14 protein-coding genes and 2 pseudogenes are annotated in these 16,772 nt (G+C 64.2%); 7 read left to right on the plus strand and 9 right to left on the minus strand.

Features of this window, described 5'->3' with window-relative positions; genetic code table 11:
- Positions 1 to 15 precede the first annotated feature (15 nt).
- The 3 genes from rfaE1 (at position 16) to AC0IYS_RS08480 (ending at position 2,860) form a co-directional block, all read left to right on the plus strand.
- Positions 16 to 975, plus strand: coding sequence for a D-glycero-beta-D-manno-heptose-7-phosphate kinase (gene rfaE1, locus AC0IYS_RS08470; RefSeq protein WP_471704742.1), 960 nt, complete (start codon positions 16 to 18; stop codon positions 973 to 975).
- A gap of 103 nt (positions 976 to 1,078) precedes the next feature.
- Positions 1,079 to 1,435, plus strand: coding sequence for a ComEA family DNA-binding protein (locus AC0IYS_RS08475; protein ID WP_471704743.1), 357 nt, complete (start codon positions 1,079 to 1,081; stop codon positions 1,433 to 1,435).
- A gap of 96 nt (positions 1,436 to 1,531) precedes the next feature.
- Positions 1,532 to 2,860, plus strand: coding sequence for an MBL fold metallo-hydrolase (locus tag AC0IYS_RS08480; RefSeq protein WP_471704744.1), 1,329 nt, complete (start codon positions 1,532 to 1,534; stop codon positions 2,858 to 2,860).
- Here the strand turns inward: AC0IYS_RS08480 and AC0IYS_RS08485 are convergent.
- Both AC0IYS_RS08485 and AC0IYS_RS08490 read right to left on the minus strand, forming a co-directional pair.
- Entirely contained in the window at positions 2,844 to 4,016 is a 1,173-nt protein-coding gene (locus tag AC0IYS_RS08485; RefSeq protein ID WP_471704745.1) for a patatin-like phospholipase family protein, read from the minus strand. The genes AC0IYS_RS08480 and AC0IYS_RS08485 overlap by 17 nt on opposite strands.
- The gene (locus tag AC0IYS_RS08490; RefSeq protein WP_471704746.1) at positions 4,009 to 4,575 is read right to left on the minus strand and encodes a carboxymuconolactone decarboxylase family protein; all 567 of its coding nucleotides are present in this window, start codon (positions 4,573 to 4,575) and stop codon (positions 4,009 to 4,011) included. Before AC0IYS_RS08490 ends, AC0IYS_RS08485 begins: the two co-directional genes overlap by 8 nt.
- 181 nt (positions 4,576 to 4,756) lie before the next feature.
- Here AC0IYS_RS08490 and AC0IYS_RS08495 point away from each other — a divergent pair, with 181 nt between their 5' ends.
- Positions 4,757 to 5,650 (plus strand): polysaccharide deacetylase family protein, encoded by an 894-nt coding sequence (locus AC0IYS_RS08495; RefSeq protein ID WP_471704747.1) that lies wholly within the window; start codon positions 4,757 to 4,759, stop codon positions 5,648 to 5,650.
- A 22-nt stretch (positions 5,651 to 5,672) separates the two neighbouring features.
- On the opposite strand, the gene AC0IYS_RS08500 is transcribed toward AC0IYS_RS08495, so the two are convergent.
- A complete protein-coding gene (locus AC0IYS_RS08500; protein WP_471704748.1) occupies positions 5,673 to 5,906 on the minus strand; it encodes a hypothetical protein in 234 nt (77 codons plus the stop codon).
- 77 nt (positions 5,907 to 5,983) lie between these two features.
- Between AC0IYS_RS08500 and AC0IYS_RS08505 the strand changes: the two are divergent.
- Positions 5,984 to 6,783, plus strand: a pseudogene (locus AC0IYS_RS08505) (GntR family transcriptional regulator).
- 36 nt (positions 6,784 to 6,819) lie between these two features.
- Here the strand turns inward: AC0IYS_RS08505 and AC0IYS_RS08510 are convergent.
- Positions 6,820 to 8,583 carry an FAD-dependent oxidoreductase gene (locus tag AC0IYS_RS08510; RefSeq protein WP_471704749.1) on the minus strand — a complete coding sequence of 588 codons (1,764 nt, stop codon included), beginning with the start codon at positions 8,581 to 8,583 and terminating at the stop codon, positions 6,820 to 6,822.
- 203 nt (positions 8,584 to 8,786) lie between these two features.
- On the opposite strand from AC0IYS_RS08510, the gene cysM reads away from it, so the two are divergent.
- The gene (gene cysM / locus AC0IYS_RS08515; RefSeq protein ID WP_471704750.1) at positions 8,787 to 9,689 is read left to right on the plus strand and encodes a cysteine synthase CysM; all 903 of its coding nucleotides are present in this window, start codon (positions 8,787 to 8,789) and stop codon (positions 9,687 to 9,689) included.
- Positions 9,690 to 9,780: 91 nt separating this feature from the next.
- Here the strand turns inward: cysM and AC0IYS_RS08520 are convergent, their stop codons facing one another.
- From AC0IYS_RS08520 to AC0IYS_RS08540, 5 genes and pseudogenes are all read right to left on the minus strand, one after another.
- Positions 9,781 to 10,119, minus strand: coding sequence for a hypothetical protein (locus tag AC0IYS_RS08520; RefSeq protein ID WP_090315555.1), 339 nt, complete (start codon positions 10,117 to 10,119; stop codon positions 9,781 to 9,783).
- 482 nt (positions 10,120 to 10,601) lie between these two features.
- The gene (gene mltB / locus AC0IYS_RS08525; RefSeq protein WP_471704751.1) at positions 10,602 to 11,738 is read right to left on the minus strand and encodes a lytic murein transglycosylase B; all 1,137 of its coding nucleotides are present in this window, start codon (positions 11,736 to 11,738) and stop codon (positions 10,602 to 10,604) included.
- A pseudogene (locus tag AC0IYS_RS08530) lies at positions 11,735 to 13,767 on the minus strand (transglutaminase TgpA family protein). The gene mltB and the pseudogene AC0IYS_RS08530 overlap by 4 nt, the downstream one beginning before the upstream one ends.
- On the minus strand, positions 13,764 to 14,780 hold the full coding sequence (locus tag AC0IYS_RS08535; RefSeq protein ID WP_471704752.1) for a DUF58 domain-containing protein: 1,017 nt from the start codon (positions 14,778 to 14,780) through the stop codon (positions 13,764 to 13,766). Before AC0IYS_RS08535 ends, AC0IYS_RS08530 begins: the two are co-directional and overlap by 4 nt.
- Before the next feature lie 11 nt (positions 14,781 to 14,791).
- Positions 14,792 to 15,712 (minus strand): AAA family ATPase, encoded by a 921-nt coding sequence (locus AC0IYS_RS08540; protein WP_471704753.1) that lies wholly within the window; start codon positions 15,710 to 15,712, stop codon positions 14,792 to 14,794.
- 128 nt (positions 15,713 to 15,840) lie between these two features.
- Here AC0IYS_RS08540 and AC0IYS_RS08545 point away from each other — a divergent pair, with 128 nt between their 5' ends.
- Positions 15,841 to 16,767: a histone deacetylase family protein gene (locus tag AC0IYS_RS08545; protein ID WP_471704754.1), complete on the plus strand. Its 927-nt coding sequence runs from the start codon at positions 15,841 to 15,843 to the stop codon at positions 16,765 to 16,767.
- The last annotated feature ends 5 nt before the right edge of the window (positions 16,768 to 16,772 follow it).

The following is a 16,772-nucleotide window of genomic DNA, read 5'->3' on the forward strand; positions in this document are numbered from 1 at the left end:
AAATCAGAGGACCATGTGAGTACTTCCGTCACCGCTTTTCAATCCCCCGCACTGGACAAGGTGCGCATCCTGGTCGTCGGCGACGTCATGCTTGACCGCTACTGGTTCGGTGACGTCAGCCGCATTTCGCCGGAGGCGCCGGTCCCCATCGTGCGCATCGAAAAGCGCGAAGCGCGCCTGGGCGGCGCCGCCAACGTGGCGCGCAACGCCGCCGCGCTGGGCGCGCACGCCGGCTTGCTGGGCGTGGTCGGCGCCGACGAAGCGGGCACCGAAGTGGAACAGCTGCTGCAAGGCGGCGGCATCCACAGCTACCTGAAACGCGACAGCGCCATTTCCACCATCATCAAGCTGCGCGTGATCGGCCGCCAACAGCAAATGGTGCGCATCGATTTTGAAGAAGCGCCGACCGACACCGTCCTGCGCGACAAACTGCTGCAGTTCAAGGCGCTGCTGGCCGACTACGACGTCATTGTCCTGTCGGACTACGCCAAGGGCAGCCTGGTGAACGTGGCCGACATGATCGCCTCCGCGCGCGCTGCCGGCAAAGTGGTGATGGTCGATCCGAAGGGCGACGACTTCTCGCGCTACAGCGGCGCCACCGTGCTCACGCCGAACAAATCGGAGATGAAGCGCATCGTCGGCAGCTGGAACAGCGAAGAGCAACTGACGGCCAAGGCGCAGCAACTGCGCGCGGAATTGAAGCTGGACGCCTTGCTGCTCACGCGCTCGGAAGAGGGCATGACCTTGTACACCGAGAACGACCAGTTCCACATGCCGGCGCAGGCGCGCGAAGTGTTCGACGTTTCGGGCGCGGGCGACACCGTCATCGCCACGATGGCGTGCATGCTGGGCGCGGGCGCGGGCTGGAACGAAGCGGTGCAAACGGCCAACCGCGCCGGCGGCATCGTCGTCGGCAAGCTCGGCACGGCAACAGTTACGCGCGAAGAATTGTTCGACGCGGGCCTCGGCGTTTGATCTAGCTCATACGAACAGCGTCAACCGGGATTGGGTCCCCACCCGTTAAGGGTATTCAAGGTGCGATTTCCGCCCTTGCTCGACACCAACCACGGAGACAGACATGTTCAAAAAACTAATGCTGGGTATTGCCACGCTGGCCGCCACGATGAGCTTTGCGTTCGCACAAGTCGATGCCAACAAAGCAGACGCAGCCGCGCTCGATTCGATCAAGGGGATCGGCCCCGCCAAGTCCACCGCCATTCTCGAAGAACGAAAAAAAGGCGAGTTCAAGGACTGGGCCGACTTTGAACAGCGCGTCAAAGGCGTCGGCGGCAAGAACGCCGCCAAGCTGTCCGAGGCCGGTTTGCTGGTGAACGGCAAGTCGAAAGAGGGCGCCACGGCCGCCGCCGCCAAACCCAAAGCCGACAAAGCCGCTCCCAAAGCGAGCTCCACGCCAGTCGCCGCAGCCGGCAAATAAATCTGTCACGCCAGCAAAAGCCCGCAGCCCCGCGCTGCGGGCTTTTGCGTTTTTATGTCTGGTAAGATAGCGCGACATTTTGATTGGAGTCCGCACATGTCGCCCCTGAAGATTTCCAGGATACTCCACGCGGGTTATGTCTTCGAGCACGAAGGCACGCAGATACTGTTCGATCCGATTTTCGAAAACCCGTTCAGCCGCAACTGCCACGCCTTTCCCGCCGTGCGCTTCGACCTTGAACAGATCAGGAAGCTCACGCCGGACGCGGTGTTCATCTCGCACTTCCACGACGACCATTGTTCGATGGAGAGCCTGGACCTGCTGCCGCGCGCCACGCCGATCTATCTTTACTGCCTGTTCGATGAACTGTTCGCGATGATACGCGAGCTGGGTTTCAGCGACGTGCGCGCGCTGGCGGTGGATGTGCCGGTGCAGGTTGGCGCGATCGAAGTGATTCCGCGCAGGGCGCTCGACGCCGATGTCGATTCGATGTTTCACATCCGCGCCGGCGGCTTGAATGTGCTGAACGTCGTCGATTCGTGGATGGACCCGGAGACGCTGGAACAGCTCACGGCCTTCGCGCCTTGGGACATGGTGCTGTGGCCCTTCCAGACCATGCGCGAAATCGACGTGATCGCGCCATCGCGCGCCGGGGGCGGCCAGCCGGAGCTTCCGGAGGAATGGCCCGGGCAGCTGCGCGCACTCGCACCGCGCTACGTCGTTCCCAGCTCCTGCCAGTTCGTTCAGGAGCCATGGTCCTGGTACAACCACGCGCTGTTCCCGATCACTTACCGCCAGTTTGAACAAGAAATCAGCGCCTGGCTGCCGGATGCACGCATCGTCCGCCTCAATCCCTCCGTCGCGATGGAATTGACGTCGCAAGCGCTAACGCCAGCCGCACCGCTGCCATGGGTGCTGCCGGTCGGCGAACAGGACGTCGACTATCAATACGACGCCGATATCACGCCGCCGCCGACTTCCGAAATCGCCAGTCATTTCGCGCCGCTGACAGACGCACAAACCGCGCTGGTGCTGGACTACTGCGGCGTGGGCTTGCTCGACAAATACCGGGAGATGGAACTACCACCCGACAGCTACTTCGAGACGCCATGCGTCTGGCAACTGTCGGTCTACGATCACGCCGGTGGTGTACGGCAGTACCGCTACCGCATCCATGGCGACAGCATCGCTGCGGCGGGGCACGGGGAAGCACCGTCATGGCAGACCGAAATCCCCATCGCCAAGCTGTACGCCGGCCTGGCACTGGGGGAATCGCTGACGTCGATGTATATGCGGATCACGGGTGCGCCGGCCGACGCGGACATCGTCGACGATCCGCTGATACGCTGCCTGTTCAACGACGCCTTCGGCGCCTACCAGGCGGCGCAACTGCGGCGCCTCAAGGAAGCTAAGCCGGCTTCGTGAGGAAATCGAAGACGGCCGGATTGTCGTCGATGCTGGGCAGCTGAAGGATTTCCTTGTGCGTGAGCGTGGTGTCGGCGTCCTTGTAGCCGGCCTGCCAATGCTCGTTCATCGTCCTGCGGGAAAACTCCACATCCTTGTACTGGCCTTCGTAAGTCGCCGAACGGTAGACCAGTTCGACGATGTTGTAGAGGGCTGGATCGCCTGCCGCCGCCAGCAGCTTTGCTTGCGGGCTGGCCGCCATGTCCGCCGGGATGACGGCCAACAGTTCGCTCAGCGCGGTGTGCAGTTTTTTCACCCTGCGCAGTGAGTCGGTCGCCATGCGGGTGCGGCTGGAATACTGGATCTCCTTCATGCGCGTGGCGACGCTGGCCATGTCGCGTGGCAGTTCGCCATGGGCGCTCCACAAATCGACTTGCCAGACCAGCGTGTCGAGGCCCGAGCTGTTGGACAGCACCCATTCCAGCGGCGTGTTCGACACCATGCCGCCATCCCAGTACTTTTCGCCATCGATCTCCACTGAGTCGAAGGCCGGCGGCAGCGCACCGCTTGCCATGATGTGCTCGACCCGTATGTGCTCGGTGGCGTTGTCGAAGTAGGCGAAGTTCCCGGTGCGGACGTTCACCGCGCCGACGCTGAGCCGTGTCTCGCGCGCGTTGATGCGATCGAAGTCCACCAGGCGTTCGAGGGTGGCGCGCAACGGCGAGGTGTCATAGAAGCTGGTGGCGCCGCTGCCGCTGCCAAACCCGAAGGACGGCATGCGCGGCTCGAAAAAGCCCGGCACACCGCGCACGAACGCGCTGCCTGCGGCGAGCTGGTTGACCCAGGCCCGCGTCGCGTCGGCCAGCGCCAGCCCGCTCCAGCTGGCGCCGGGAGGGCCGCCATCGCTGACCAGCTCCCAAAATTCGCGCAGTCGCGCGACCCGGTTTTCCCGGGCGTTGCCGGCGATGATGGCGCTGTTGATGGCGCCAATCGAAATGCCCGACAGCCAATGCGGCTCGATGTCACTCTCCAGCAGGCGTTCGTAGACGCCGGCCTGGTAGGCGCCCAGCGCGCCGCCGCCTTGCAGCACCAGGGCGACGCTGCCGAACTCCGATGGACCCGCGCTGGCGGGCTTGAGCCGGCTGTCGGGCAGCGTGCCGGTATCGCGCTTATTCACGTTCCGGCACCGGCACGTTGAAGCCGTTCAGCGTCGTCGATACCAGCGCGTACAGGCCCACCAGGTAGATCAACTCGTTGGTGCCATGCTGGCCGAAGGTGTCGATCGCGAGCCGGTACAGGGGCTCCGGCAGCGTGCCGCCGCGACTGAGCGCGTACGAGAAATCGAAGGCGACGTTCTCCTGCTTCGACAGGTCGACCGGCTTCAGGTCCGCCACCAGCGCTGCCAGGCGCTCGGCCGACATGCCGGCCTTCTCGGCGACGGCGACGTGCGCGTACAGTTCATAGGCGGCGTTATAGCGGGCGCCAACCACGAGAATCGCGATCTGGCGCACATTGTCCGGCAGGACGGCGTTCGCGGTCATGGCCAGGGTCAGGTCCCAGATCGCCTTGCCGATGCCCGGCTCGTGCAGCCACGGATTCCAGGGGCCCATCAGGGCGCCGTCTTCGCGTTCGACCTTGAAGGCGTTGAAGTTGCTGGCGATGCCTTTGCGCATGCTGTCGTACAGGTCTTTTTGTTCGGGGCTCAGTTCGTTCGGGGGGATGAGTGGAAGTCGCATTTTGTCCTCGGATGGTTGAAGTATGATGTCGAGGAAACAAATGGGACGTTGAGGCCATACGTGTTACCTCGGCTTTCATTCTGGCATGGATGAGCTCGGCGTTCGATTAAATCGCCCTTAAGGAGAAAATATGCTGGTAACACTTCGTCATCGGATTCGCTTAACCGCCGTGGCCGCGATAATGGCACTCGCTGGCATCTGCGCGGCGCAAGCGCAGTCGGTGGCATTCACCTTCGACGACGGGCCGCAGCTGGAGGACACGCCGTTGATGTCGCCGCAGCAGCGCAACCAGGCCATGCTCGACGCGCTGGCCGCGCACAAGGTATCGGCGGCGTTGTTTGTCACCTGCGACTTCGGCGCCACCAAGCCGGCCGGCTATGCGCTGGCCAAGGCCTGGGGCGATGCCGGCCATGTGCTGGGCAACCACACGATGACGCATCCGGATTTGAATTCAGCCAAAGTGACGTTGGCGCAGTACCAGCGTGAGATCCTCGACTGCGACCGCATCACGTCCACCTTGCCGGGATATCGACAGTGGTTCCGCTTCACCTATCTGCGCGAGGGGAACACGCCGGAGAAGCGCGACGGCATGCGAAGCTTCCTCAAGGAGCAGGGCTACCGCAATGGCTATGTGAGCCTGGACACCAGCGACTGGCGCCTGGACGCGAAGCTCAACGAAGTATTGCGGGCCAATCCCAAGGCGGACATCGAGCCGGTCAAGCGGGCCTACCTGGCGCACGTTAAACAGCGGGCGATCGCCTATCGTGATTTGTCGCGCAAGCTGGAAGGGCGGGATATTCCGCAGGTGCTGCTACAGCATCACAACCTGATCAACGCGCTGTGGTTGAAGGATGTGATCCAGCAGTTCGTCGATATGGGATGGACGATCGTCACGCCGGCGCAGGCGTTCGCCGATCAGGTGTACCAGTTGCAGCCGGAGCGCCAGGCGCCGGGACAAAGCCTGCTGCTGTCGATTGCCCGCACGCGCGGCATGGGCAAGTTCGAAGGGTGGGAGCGGCTGGTGGACGACGGCGATGTCGAGATCGAGCAGTTGGAGAAGGCCGGCGTCCGCTAATGCTATTCGCCTGGACTTCCCTTCATGGGAAGTTCAAGTCCATGCCGAGCATCTTGATAAGGGCGAAGATGACCAACCCCAGTGCCAGCAGCGATAGCAAGAAGATGGCGGCCACCTTGCCGCCCGCGCGCAGCACCGCGCGCTTCTCTTTGTTCTTTTTCCCTTGGTCGTAATGCCACTTGATGGCGAAGTACATGCCGATACCGAGCACGAGAAACTTGAAGATAACGAAGACTACAGGGATCCAATCGATCATTTTGGGTATTTCCAGGCTATGCCACTATCTATCGTAAGGCATACTACCTAAAAACAATATCCATACATAGAGGCAAAATGTCCCAGCCGAAAACCATACAAGATGAAAGTTTGCCAATCTGGTTGCCGCGTCTGGCCGGGAACAAAGGGCCACGGTTTTTGCAGATTGCGGATGCGTTGCAGGCGGCGGTGGTGGACGGATCGCTGAAACCGGGTGACCGCCTCCCTCCGCAGCGCCAGTTGGCGGCGCAGCTGGGCGTCGACCTGACGACGATCACGCGCGCCTACGACGAAGCCAGGCGCCGCAACTTGCTGGAGGGGCGCGGCGCCCGGGGCACGTATGTGGCGGCGCCGAAAGTCGAATGGACCTCGATCCTCGACCTGGGCATGAATACCCCGCCACCGCCGGACGGCGTGGACTTCGACGACATGCTGAAACAAGGTTTGTCTCAGGTCTTGATGAGGGCGGATAATCAAATGCTGATGACGTACCACTTGGGCGGAGGGAGCGACTCCGACCGTAACGCCGGCGCCAAATGGCTCGAGCCGATGTTCGGAATACTGGACGCCCGACGCGCCTGCGCCACCGGATGGCGCGGGATATTCTGGCGGGGCGGTACAGCGGCGCCGGAGACGGCCTGCATGTCTGGCTCGAATTGCCGGCGTATTGGAACTCCTCGCAGCTGGCGCGTGCCGCCGACAGCGAAGGCATCGCGGTCACGCCGGCGGAGGCATTCGCCACGGGCGGCGTATCCGTGAACGCGATCCGGATCTCGCTGGGTAGCATCAAGGACCGTGGACGTTTGCGGGCGGGTCTTCAACGGCTGTCCCTCCTGCTAGCGCGGCGGCCCGAGTCGTTCAGCGCCGCCGTGGTTTAACTGGCCGGGAAGCCCTGTGCTCGATCCGCCAATCCGCTAGCGTTTATCGGCCGGCAGATTGGCCAGGAAGGCGTGGATTTGCGACACCACCGCCGCGCCTTCGCCCACCGCCGCCGCGACGCGTTTGGTGGAACTGGCGCGCACGTCGCCGATGGCGAACACGCCCGGCACGCTGGTCTCGAGCGCGGCGCGGGCCGGCATCTCGCGCGGGTACACGCCCTTGTCGAAGTTGGCCTTGCACTGCGCCTTGGTGACGTCGAAACCGGTGCGGATAAAACCGTGGCCGTCGACGTCGACGCCGCATTCCTCCAGCCAGCCGGTGTTCGGATCGGCGCCGATGAACAGGAACACGCGGCAGACATCGTAATCGCATTCCTCCTCGCTTTTCGAATTGCGGATGCGCACCTGCTTCAAGCCATCCTCGTCGCCTTCGAGCGCGATGATTTCCGAGTGCGTGTGCAGTTCGATGTTCGGCGTGGCCTGGATGCGTTCGATCAGATAGCTCGACATCGTCGACGACAGGCTGTCCTTGCGGATCAGCATATGTACCTTGGAGGCGTGCGCCGCCAGGAACACCGCCGCCTGGCCGGCCGAGTTGCCGCCGCCGACCAGCACGATCTCCTCGCTCTTGCAAAGCTTGGCCTCGATCGGCGAGGCCCAGTAATAAATCCCCTTGCCCTCGAACTGCTTGAGGTTGGCCAGCGACGGCCGGCGGTAGCGCGCGCCGCACGACAGCACCACGGTCCTGGCCTGCAGTTTCTGCAGGCTGCCGCACATTTCCACCTGCAGCGGATAGGTATCGCAAATCAGTCGGCCAGCGGGGGCCGGGATGGCGATTTCGACGCCGAATTTCTGCGCCTGCACGTAGGCCCGGCCGGCCAGCGCGCGGCCGGAGACGCCGGTCGGGAAGCCGAGGTAATTTTCGATGCGGGCGCTGGCCGCCGCCTGCCCGCCGAAGGCGCGGGTCTCCAGCGCCAGCACCGACAGGCCTTCGGACGCGGCGTACACCGCCGTCGCCAGTCCGGATGGGCCGGCCCCGACCACGATCACGTCCCACACCTTGTCGGCGGGCAGTTCCGGCAGCATGCCGAGGCAGCGGCCGATATCGACCGTGGTCGGATTTTTCTTCACCACGCCATCCGGGCAGACCACCAGCGGCAGTTCATCGGGTTTTGGCTGGTAGTGTTCCATCAATTCCGTCGCCTGCTGGTCCACCTCCGGATCGAGCACGCTGTACGGATGGCCGTTGGCGGCCAGGAAGCTTTGCAGGGTGTGGATGCGGCCGTGGCCGCGCGGGCCGACGATGACCGGGCCGCCCGAGTTCTGTTCGATCAGGCCGACGCGGCGCAGGATCAGCGCGCGCACGATGCGCTCGCCCAAGTCGGCGTGCGCGACCAGCAGCGCGCGCAGCGATTCGGGCGGCACCACCAGCACCTCGACCTCGCCGACGGCGTTGGCGTTGCCCAGCGCCGGGCGGCCCGACAGCTGCGCCACTTCGCCGGAGAACTGGCCCGGCGTGTGCGTGGTGATATAGGAAGTGTTGCCCAGCCCGTCGAAGCGGGTAATGGCGACGCCGCCCTTGAGCACCAGCAGCATGCCGTAGCTGCTCTTGCCCGCCTCGGCGATTTTTTCACCGTCGCTGAAATGGCGCACGTGGCCGAAGCGCAGCATGTGCTTGATGTCGCTGTCGGACAACGTGGGGAACATCTGGTGGCGGCGGCTTTCCAGGTCGGCCGGCAGCGCGGCGGCGTGCGGTTCCGGGGTGGTGTCGGGCAGCATTTCAAGCGGTGAGGTGGACATGGCGGTCGAGTGGTGTAAGAGTGGTCGGCACGGCGTGGTGCGATGCAGCGATGATGCAAGTCTAGCGCATGCGGCCGCTCCAGTCCAAAGACTTCCGGCACTTTACCTCCTCAGGCAGGGGCGCGGCCAGGTCTTGCAATACGCGCAACGGCAAGTCGGATTAAAATGCATGTTTTGGCGAAACCCACTGAAGATTGAACACGATGGCTTACAAGACTCTGGAAGATACGATCGGCAATACACCGCTGGTGCAGCTGACCCGCCTGCCCGGCGCGGATGCGGTCGCCCGCAACAATATTATTCTCGGCAAGCTCGAAGGTAACAACCCGGCTGGTTCGGTCAAGGACCGCGCCGCCATGTCGATGCTCAAGCGCGCCGAGGAGCGCGGCGACATCAAACCCGGCGATACGCTGATCGAAGCGACCAGCGGCAACACCGGCATCGCGCTGGCGATGGCGGCGGCGTTGCGCGGCTACAAAATGTTGCTGCTAATGCCTGAGAACCTGAGCATCGAGCGGCGCCAGAGCATGGCCGCCTACGGCGCGCAGATCATGCTCACGCCCAAGACCGGCGGCATGGAATACGCGCGCGACATGGCCGAGCAACTGCAAAAAGATGGCAAGGGCATCATCCTCGACCAGTTCGGCAACCAGGACAACGCGCGCGCGCACTACGAGGGCACCGGTCCGGAAATCTGGCGCGACACCGACGGCCGCGTCACCCATTTCGTCAGCGCCATGGGCACCACCGGCACCATCATGGGCGTGTCGCGTTATCTGAAGGAGCAGAATCCGGACGTGCAGGTCATCGGCGCCGAGCCGGAAGAGGGCTCGTCGATTCCCGGCATCCGCAAATGGCCGGAAGCCTACTTGCCGAAGATCTACGACCGCACGCGCGTCGACAAGGTCGAGGCGGTGTCGCAGGCGTCGGCCGAACGCATGGCGCGGCGGCTGGCCGCGGAAGAGGGTATTTTCTGTGGTATTTCGGCGGCGGGCGCCTGTGAGATCGCGTTGCGCATTTCGCAAACGGTCGAAAATGCGACCATCGTGTTCATCGTCTGCGACCGCGGCGATCGCTATCTGTCGACCGGCGTGTTTCCAGCATAAAACGGGCGCGCAAAAAGATGTATCCCTCGCCCCTGCAAGAGGGGGGAGGGATACAAGGGTAAAACGCTACAGGTCAGCGCCGGGTTAAAACTTAACCCTGGCCCTGGCCTGGTTCGCCTTCCTTTGGTTTGAACTGCTTATCGCTGATGCGGAACTTGTTGCGGCGGTCGCCCATCAAGTAACGCAGGTCACGGATGCTCAGATCGCTTACTTCGTGCATGCGGATCAGCAGCGAAGCGCCCACCGGCAGGCGGTGGTGGCGAATTTTACTGATCACTGGCGGTGCCACTTCCAACGCGCGCGACAGGGCCGCGTCGTTTTTCAACCGCAGGTTTTCGATCAGGGTATCGAGCAGACGGTTGGGATTGTATTGCAGCAGGTCATCGCCATCCGCATCGTTGTTCATATCTATGCCGACTTGGTTTGTCATGATTTCGTCTTTTCCTTCTGTAAAGTTGTCCTGCAAAGTACAACACTCGGAGCTCGCTTTGCTGCGTTAATGTTCATCCTTACCAAGGAACGAATTTACACACGGACCGATTCCGGGATAACAAGTTTCATAATATATACACAATTATACAACATCTCGCAATGTAATACCCGACAGCAATAGAAAAAAACTGCATAGTCGTATATTGTTGTCCCGATGCAACATTGTGTGAGAATTATACACCGAGTCTTGTGCTAGCCTATGGCGCACGCTATTATTTAGCAACTAAAGTTAATTATAAGGCAATTCCGTTGTATAGATGCTTATAATTTCATGCTTTAGCGGCCAGTTTGGATGATTAATTTCCAAGTGTCAACTAAACAATACCGCGTGCAAGTTAGGGCTACAACAGCCGTTACGGTTGCTTACATCCCTCATCGCCGTCCTTACACGCGTCCGCGCGCCTTTAACGTGCGCCTTTTCTACAGTCCGCCACGCGCCAGCCGCACCGCGCGGCCCAGCTCGATGACCGACATTGCGTAGAAATAGCTGCGGTTGTACTGCGTAATTGCAAAGAAATTACTGTTGGCCAACCAGTATTCGGTTGGGTCGGCGCCGTTTTGCAGATCAACGAGACCATAGGTCTGTTGCTCCGGCACCGGTACAGTGGTGGTGACTCCCGCCGCTATCAAGTCCTGCGGCGAATATTTTGCCGTCAGGCCCTGTTGCAGCATCGGTTCCCAGGCCTTGTTGGGCGAGGCCGTGGCCGCATACACCAGCGGTCCGCCGTTCTCGCGCTCCCAGCCATGCGCCGCCAGGAAGGCGGCCACGCTGCCGATGGCGTCGGTGCTGGAGCCGAGCAGGTCGATGTGGCCGCTGCCGTCGAAGTCGACCGCATATTTGATCAGGCTGCTCGGCATGAACTGCGGCATGCCCATCGCGCCGGCGAACGAGCCGCGCAGCGACAACGGGTCGACGCCGTCGCGGCGCGCGAATACCAGCGTCGCCTCCAGCTCGCCACGGAAGAATTCCATCCGGGCGGCGCGCTGCGGCGCCTCCGGATACGAGAACGCCAAGGTGGTGAGCGCGTCGACGACGCGGAAACGGCCGGTGACGCGGCCGTACACGGTCTCGACGCCGATGATGCCGACAATAATCTCGGCCGGGATGCCGTACAGCGCCTCGGCGCGGTTGAGCGCGTCGGCGTTGTCGTTCCAGAACTTGACGCCGCCGTCGATCCGCGTCGACTCGATCGTCAGCGCCCGGTAGGCGTTCCAGTTTTTCGGCTTGCCCGGCGGCGCCGGCTTCACCAGCTGCACCGTGGCGTCGACATAGCGCACCTGGGCCATCAAGCTGTCCAGCTCCTTGCGGTCGAAGCCGTTGCGGGTGGCGACATCGTCAAGGAAGGCGCGCACTTCCTTCCATTCGCCGAAGTTGACGTATTCGCCGACGTAGTCGATGGCCGGCACGGCTTTCTTTTTGACGGGAGCGGCCTTCTTCTTGGCTTTTTGCTGCATGCTGGGCGGCAGCTTGTAGCCGTAGCGGTCGACCTGTGCGTGGCTGGCGCCGGTGGCGGCCAGCAGCGCGGCGGCCAGCAGGGGGGTGATCAAAGTCTTCATCGGCATAAAGGTAACAGTGTTTTCAGCGTCTTGAGCGACGCCGTTCGTTGTTCGGCCCCGGCGCCGCCGTATTTGAGCGCGCCGTACAGGGTTAAAAATGTCTCCATCGCCGCGTGTTTGTCCGCGCTGGCGGGCATGTCCCGCAGACGGGCAGCATAGCTGAGCGGGCCCTCATCGGGGCGCCGCGCATAACCGTGACGCGCCTGCAGCCGACAGAAGGCCTGGTACAGTCCGTCGAGCGGCGCGGCCGGCCGGCGTTGCCGCCGCCAATGCAGCAGCCAGGCCAACGCGCAGACCAGGGCCGCGCCAAGTGCGCTGCGCCAGTTGCCGAACACCGAACCTAGTTCCGCAAGGAAACTTCGCTGCCTGTCTGGATTGTAATCCAGGACCCATTGATTCCAAGAATTATTCAACGCGGCATAGCGGAATCTGAGTTGCGCCAGCCACGAATCGGGATCGTTTTGCAGTTCGATGAACTGGCCGAAGCCGAACCCGGCCGGCGTCGGCAATGCCCGCGCCAGGTTGCGGGCGATGCGCTCGGGCGCGACCGCGCCGGTGGGATCGACCCGGCGCCAGCCCTGCGACGGCACCCAGATCTCGGCCCAGGCGTGGGCGTCGGACTGGCGCACCGTCAGGTAGCCGTCGAGCGGGTTCATTTCTCCCCCTGGTAGCCGGTGACCACGCGCGCCGGCACACCCATGGCGCGCATCAGCACCACGTAGGCGCCCGAATAGTGTTCGCAAAAGCCGGCCTTGGTGATGAACAGGAAGTCGTCGACCATGTCGCGTCCGGCCAACGGCGGCTGCAAGGTGTAGCTGAAGGTGTCGCGGCGGAACATCGACAGCACTTGCTGCGATAGCTGGCGGGCGTCCGCCGACTGCGCGGCTTGCTTTAGCTGTTGCGCCAGCGCGAGCGTGCGCGGGTTGAAACCGTCCGGCAGCTCCAGCCAGCGCCGCAGGTTTTCCGGCGCCTCATTGGCTTGCAAATCGAAATCGACGTAGGCGCTGGCGGCGTAGCGCACCCGGCGCGCCACCGGCTCCATCGTGAACTGCTCCATCTCTTCCGACTCGCGCACGTTGAAGCCCGGCACGCTGAATTGCGGGCCGGTCAGTTCCAGCAGCGCCAGCCAGCGCTTGCCGGTCGGCTCCATCGTCACCTCGTGGCGGATGGCCTCGCCGCGCACGCTGATGGCGATGTCGCGGGGTTGCAAGCCTCGCGCGCCGCGCCGGCGCGGCACGCGGGTCCAGGTGCGGCCGTCGTAGTCGCCCAGCACGATGCTGCGCCAGTACAGCTGGTTCTGCGGCGGCGCCTGGTCCAGGAAGCGCACGCGGAAGGCGACGTCGTCCGACTGCGCCAGCGACGACAGCGTGCCCGGCGCCATGCTGTCGGAGATGCCGCTGCGGCCGCTGTGGGCGTCGCCCGGCATGCCCCACAGCGGCCCCTGCACGCGCGGAAAGCCGATGAACATCAGCAGCGCCAGCGGCGCGGGCAGCAGGAACAGCTTGGCCGAGGTGCGCAGGCGCCGCGCCAGCGACGGCACGGCGCCGGTGTACTGGAACGATTGCTGCGCCGTCAGCAGCACGATGATGGTGGCGGCCATGAACAGCGCGGCCGGCATCGTCTGCGAATAGAAAAAGCTGGTCAGCAGCACGAAGAAGCTGAGGAAGATGACGACGAACAGGTCGCGCTTGGCGCGCATCTCCAGCAGCTTGAACGCCAGCAGCAGGGTCAGCATGGCGACGCCGGCGTCGCGGCCCAGCAAGGTGCGGTAGGTGAAGTAGACGCCGGCCATCGACGCCACCGCGACCGGCACCAGCAGCCACAGCGGCGGCATGCGCTTGCCGCGCCAGGTGATGGCGGCGCGCCACAGCAGCGTGGCGCAGACGGCCAGGCTGACCCACAACGGCAGGTGGGCGAAGTGCGGCGCCAGCACCATCAGCGCGGCGGTGAGCAGCAGCAGGGTGTCGGCCTTGTCGCGCGGCAGGGCCGCCAGGCGCTGCACCGGGCCGCGTGGCGATGTGTCGCTCATGCGCCGCCCTCGCGTCCGAACAGCGCCAGCGCGCGCAGGCAGGCGGCGCGGTGGGCGTCGCCCAGCGCCGGACCGTAGGCGTGCTGCGCCAGTCGGAAGGTGTAGGGCAGGGCGCGCTGCTCCGCCTCCAGCACCCATTGCGTCATGCGCGACAGTTTCAGCTCCAGGTCCATTTGCAGCGGCAGGTCGGCGAAGTCCAGCGCGAGCTCGGCCACCGCGCCGCCCTCGAAATGTTTGGTCACCAGCTGTCCGCCCAGCGCCGGATCGTGGCGGGCGATCTGGCGCCAGGCCAGATGGCGCATCGGATCGCCCTGCTGGTAGCTGCGGATGCCGGCGAAATTGTCCAGCCCCACGGTGCCGTGGCCGTCCTCGCTGGCGGCGCCCTGCGACGGCAATGGCTGAGCCGGTGTTTCCGGCGCCGGATACACAAGCACGCGCAAGTCCGGTTGCCAGTAGCTCCACGCCTTGAACAGGCCGAGCGGGAAACGCGTCGTCAGCTGGATGCGCGGCGCGGCCAGCCAGCCGCGTCCGCGCGTCGGCAGCGACAGCGCCACCGCGCTGGCGCCGCCGGCCGCCACATCCGTCACCTGGCGCGGCGCGCCGTGCTCCTGGAAGCCGAGCCAGATGGCGTAGCGGTCCAGCTTGGTGGGATTGGCCAAATGCAGCTCGAACTGCGCCTCCTCGCCGGCGAACACCGGCGGCGCGCGGCCCGGTTTTAGCTTCAGCATAGCCAGGTTGCGCGCCGTCAGGAACATGTCGGCCACCGCACAGGCGCCGGTGAAGAAGGTCAGCGCGAAGCCCAGGCCGAGGTTGTAGTTGAGCGCGCCAATCAGCATGATCAGCAACAGCAATGTGAACGACAGGCCGGCGCGTGTGGGCAGGATGAACACGCGGCGCGACGTCAAGGTGACCTCGCCCGGTTCATTGTCGCGCAGCTGGAACACCCACCGGTTGCCAACCCGCCTGCCTTTGCGGTACAACGCTTGCAGGCCGGAATTCACGCCGGAATTCACGCCGGATTTCACTACAGCGGCACCGATTTCTGCAACTGCAGCACCAGGTCGCGGCTGGCCAACGCCACGCCGTGCGCCGCCTTGAGCGGACGCAGGCGGTGCGCGCAGACCGGCACCAGCACCGCCTGCACATCTTCCGGCAGCACGTGGTTGCGTCCCTCCAGCGCGGCCCAGGCGCGCGCCGCCTGCAGCAGCGCGATGGCCGCGCGCGGACTCATGCCCTCGGCGAACATGCCGTTCTGGCGCGAGGCGGCCGCCAGCGCCTGCACATAGTCGACCAGCGACGTCGACACGTGGATCTGCTTGAGCGCCAGCTGGGCGGCGGCCAGCTCGGGCGGCGTCATCGCCGCCGGCAGCGTCTTGAGCAGCACGCGGCGGTCCTCGCCCAGCAGCAGTGCGCGTTCGGCGGCGGCGTCCGGATAGCCCAGCGACAGGCACATCAGGAAGCGGTCCAGCTGCGACTCGGGCAGCGGGAAGGTGCCGATCTGGTGGGTCGGATTTTGCGTGGCGATGACGAAGAACGGCAGCGGCAGCGGGCGCGTGACGCCGTCGGCGCTGACCTGGCGCTCCTCCATCGCCTCCAGCAGGCCCGATTGGGTCTTCGGCGTGGCGCGGTTGATCTCGTCGGCCAGCAGCACTTGCGTGAAGATCGGGCCCGGATGGAACACGAAGCCATTCTTTTCGCGCTCGTAGATCGAGATGCCGTTGACGTCGGCCGGCAGCAGGTCGCTGGTGAACTGGATGCGGTTGAAACGCAGCCCCAGCGAGATCGCCAGCGCGTGCGCCAGCGTGGTCTTGCCCACACCAGGCACGTCCTCGACCAGCAGGTGGCCGCCGGCCAAAAGGCAGGTCAGCGCTTGACGTATCTGCAAGTCCTTGCCGACAATGATGTCTCCGACCTGGCGTGCCACCGCGTGCAATTTTGTGTACATGATATGTATGGTAGATTAGCGTCTGGCATCAGCAGAATCAGGCGCGGCGTTTGAACGATTCTATGCGAGAAACCGCGCAGCGGATATAGCGTAGTGAGAGGGCATTCGCGGCCCCGCAAAAAACACACATGACCACAGCCATTTACAGCCATCCCGATTGCCAGCGCCACGACATGGGCGACTGGCACCCCGAATCGCCGGCGCGCCTGCAAGCCATCGCGGACCAGCTGATCGGATCGCACATCAGCGACCTGCTCGAGCACCGCGAGGCGCCGCTGGTGGCGCTGGCCGACCTCGAGCGCAACCACAGCCGCAACGCCATCGCCATCGTGCGCGACAACGTGCCGGCGCCGGGCGACACCTATCCGATCGACGGCGACACCTCGCTCAACGCCTGGAGCTGGCTGGCCGCGCAGCGCGCCGCCGGCGCCGCCGTGGCCGCGACCGACGCCGTCATCGATGGCGAGATCGACAACGCCTTCTGCTCGGTGCGTCCGCCCGGCCACCACGCGCGGCCGGTCGAGCCGATGGGCTTCTGCCTGTTCAACAACGTCGCCGTGGCGGCCAAGCACGCGCTCGACGCGCGCGGCCTGGCGCGGGTGGCCATCGTCGACTTCGACGTCCACCACGGCAACGGCACCGAGGAAGCCTTCCTCAACGAGCCGCGCGCGCTGATGGTGAGCTTTTTCCAGCACCCGTTCTATCCGTACAGCGAGCCGGAGCCGATCACCGCCAACCTGGTCAACGTGCCGGTGCCGCTTGCCACCAAGGGCGACGCGGTGCGCAAGATCGTCACCGAGCAGTGGCTGCCGGCGCTGCACGCGTTCAAGCCAGAGATGATCTTCATCTCGGCCGGCTTCGACGCCCACCGCGAGGACGATATCGGCGGCATGGGGCTGGTCGAAGCCGACTACGCGTGGATGACGGAACAGGTGATGGAGGTGGCGCGGCTGTATGGCAAGGGCCGCATCGTCAGCTGCCTGGAGGGCGGCTACAACCTGTCGGCGCTGGGCCGCAGCGTGGTCGCGCATTTGAAGGCGCTGGCCGAGATTTAGGTCCC

Source organism: Duganella sp. AC237 (genome assembly GCF_979254035.1).

Bases quoted from the DNA above. Each gene is read 5' to 3' on its own strand.
- cysM (WP_471704750.1), top strand. From the start codon at position 8,787: ATGGCTTACAAGACTCTGGAAGATACGATCGGCAATACACCGCTGGTG.
- AC0IYS_RS08490 (WP_471704746.1), bottom strand. From the start codon at position 4,575: ATGCGACTTCCACTCATCCCCCCGAACGAACTGAGCCCCGAACAAAAA.
- AC0IYS_RS08480 (WP_471704744.1), top strand. From the start codon at position 1,532: ATGTCGCCCCTGAAGATTTCCAGGATACTCCACGCGGGTTATGTCTTC.
- mltB (WP_471704751.1), bottom strand. From the start codon at position 11,738: ATGAAGACTTTGATCACCCCCCTGCTGGCCGCCGCGCTGCTGGCCGCC.
- AC0IYS_RS08495 (WP_471704747.1), top strand. From the start codon at position 4,757: ATGGCACTCGCTGGCATCTGCGCGGCGCAAGCGCAGTCGGTGGCATTC.
- AC0IYS_RS08475 (WP_471704743.1), top strand. From the start codon at position 1,079: ATGTTCAAAAAACTAATGCTGGGTATTGCCACGCTGGCCGCCACGATG.
- AC0IYS_RS08520 (WP_090315555.1), bottom strand. From the start codon at position 10,119: ATGACAAACCAAGTCGGCATAGATATGAACAACGATGCGGATGGCGAT.
- AC0IYS_RS08500 (WP_471704748.1), bottom strand. From the start codon at position 5,906: ATGATCGATTGGATCCCTGTAGTCTTCGTTATCTTCAAGTTTCTCGTG.
- AC0IYS_RS08540 (WP_471704753.1), bottom strand. From the start codon at position 15,712: ATGTACACAAAATTGCACGCGGTGGCACGCCAGGTCGGAGACATCATT.
- AC0IYS_RS08545 (WP_471704754.1), top strand. From the start codon at position 15,841: ATGACCACAGCCATTTACAGCCATCCCGATTGCCAGCGCCACGACATG.
- AC0IYS_RS08510 (WP_471704749.1), bottom strand. From the start codon at position 8,583: ATGTCCACCTCACCGCTTGAAATGCTGCCCGACACCACCCCGGAACCG.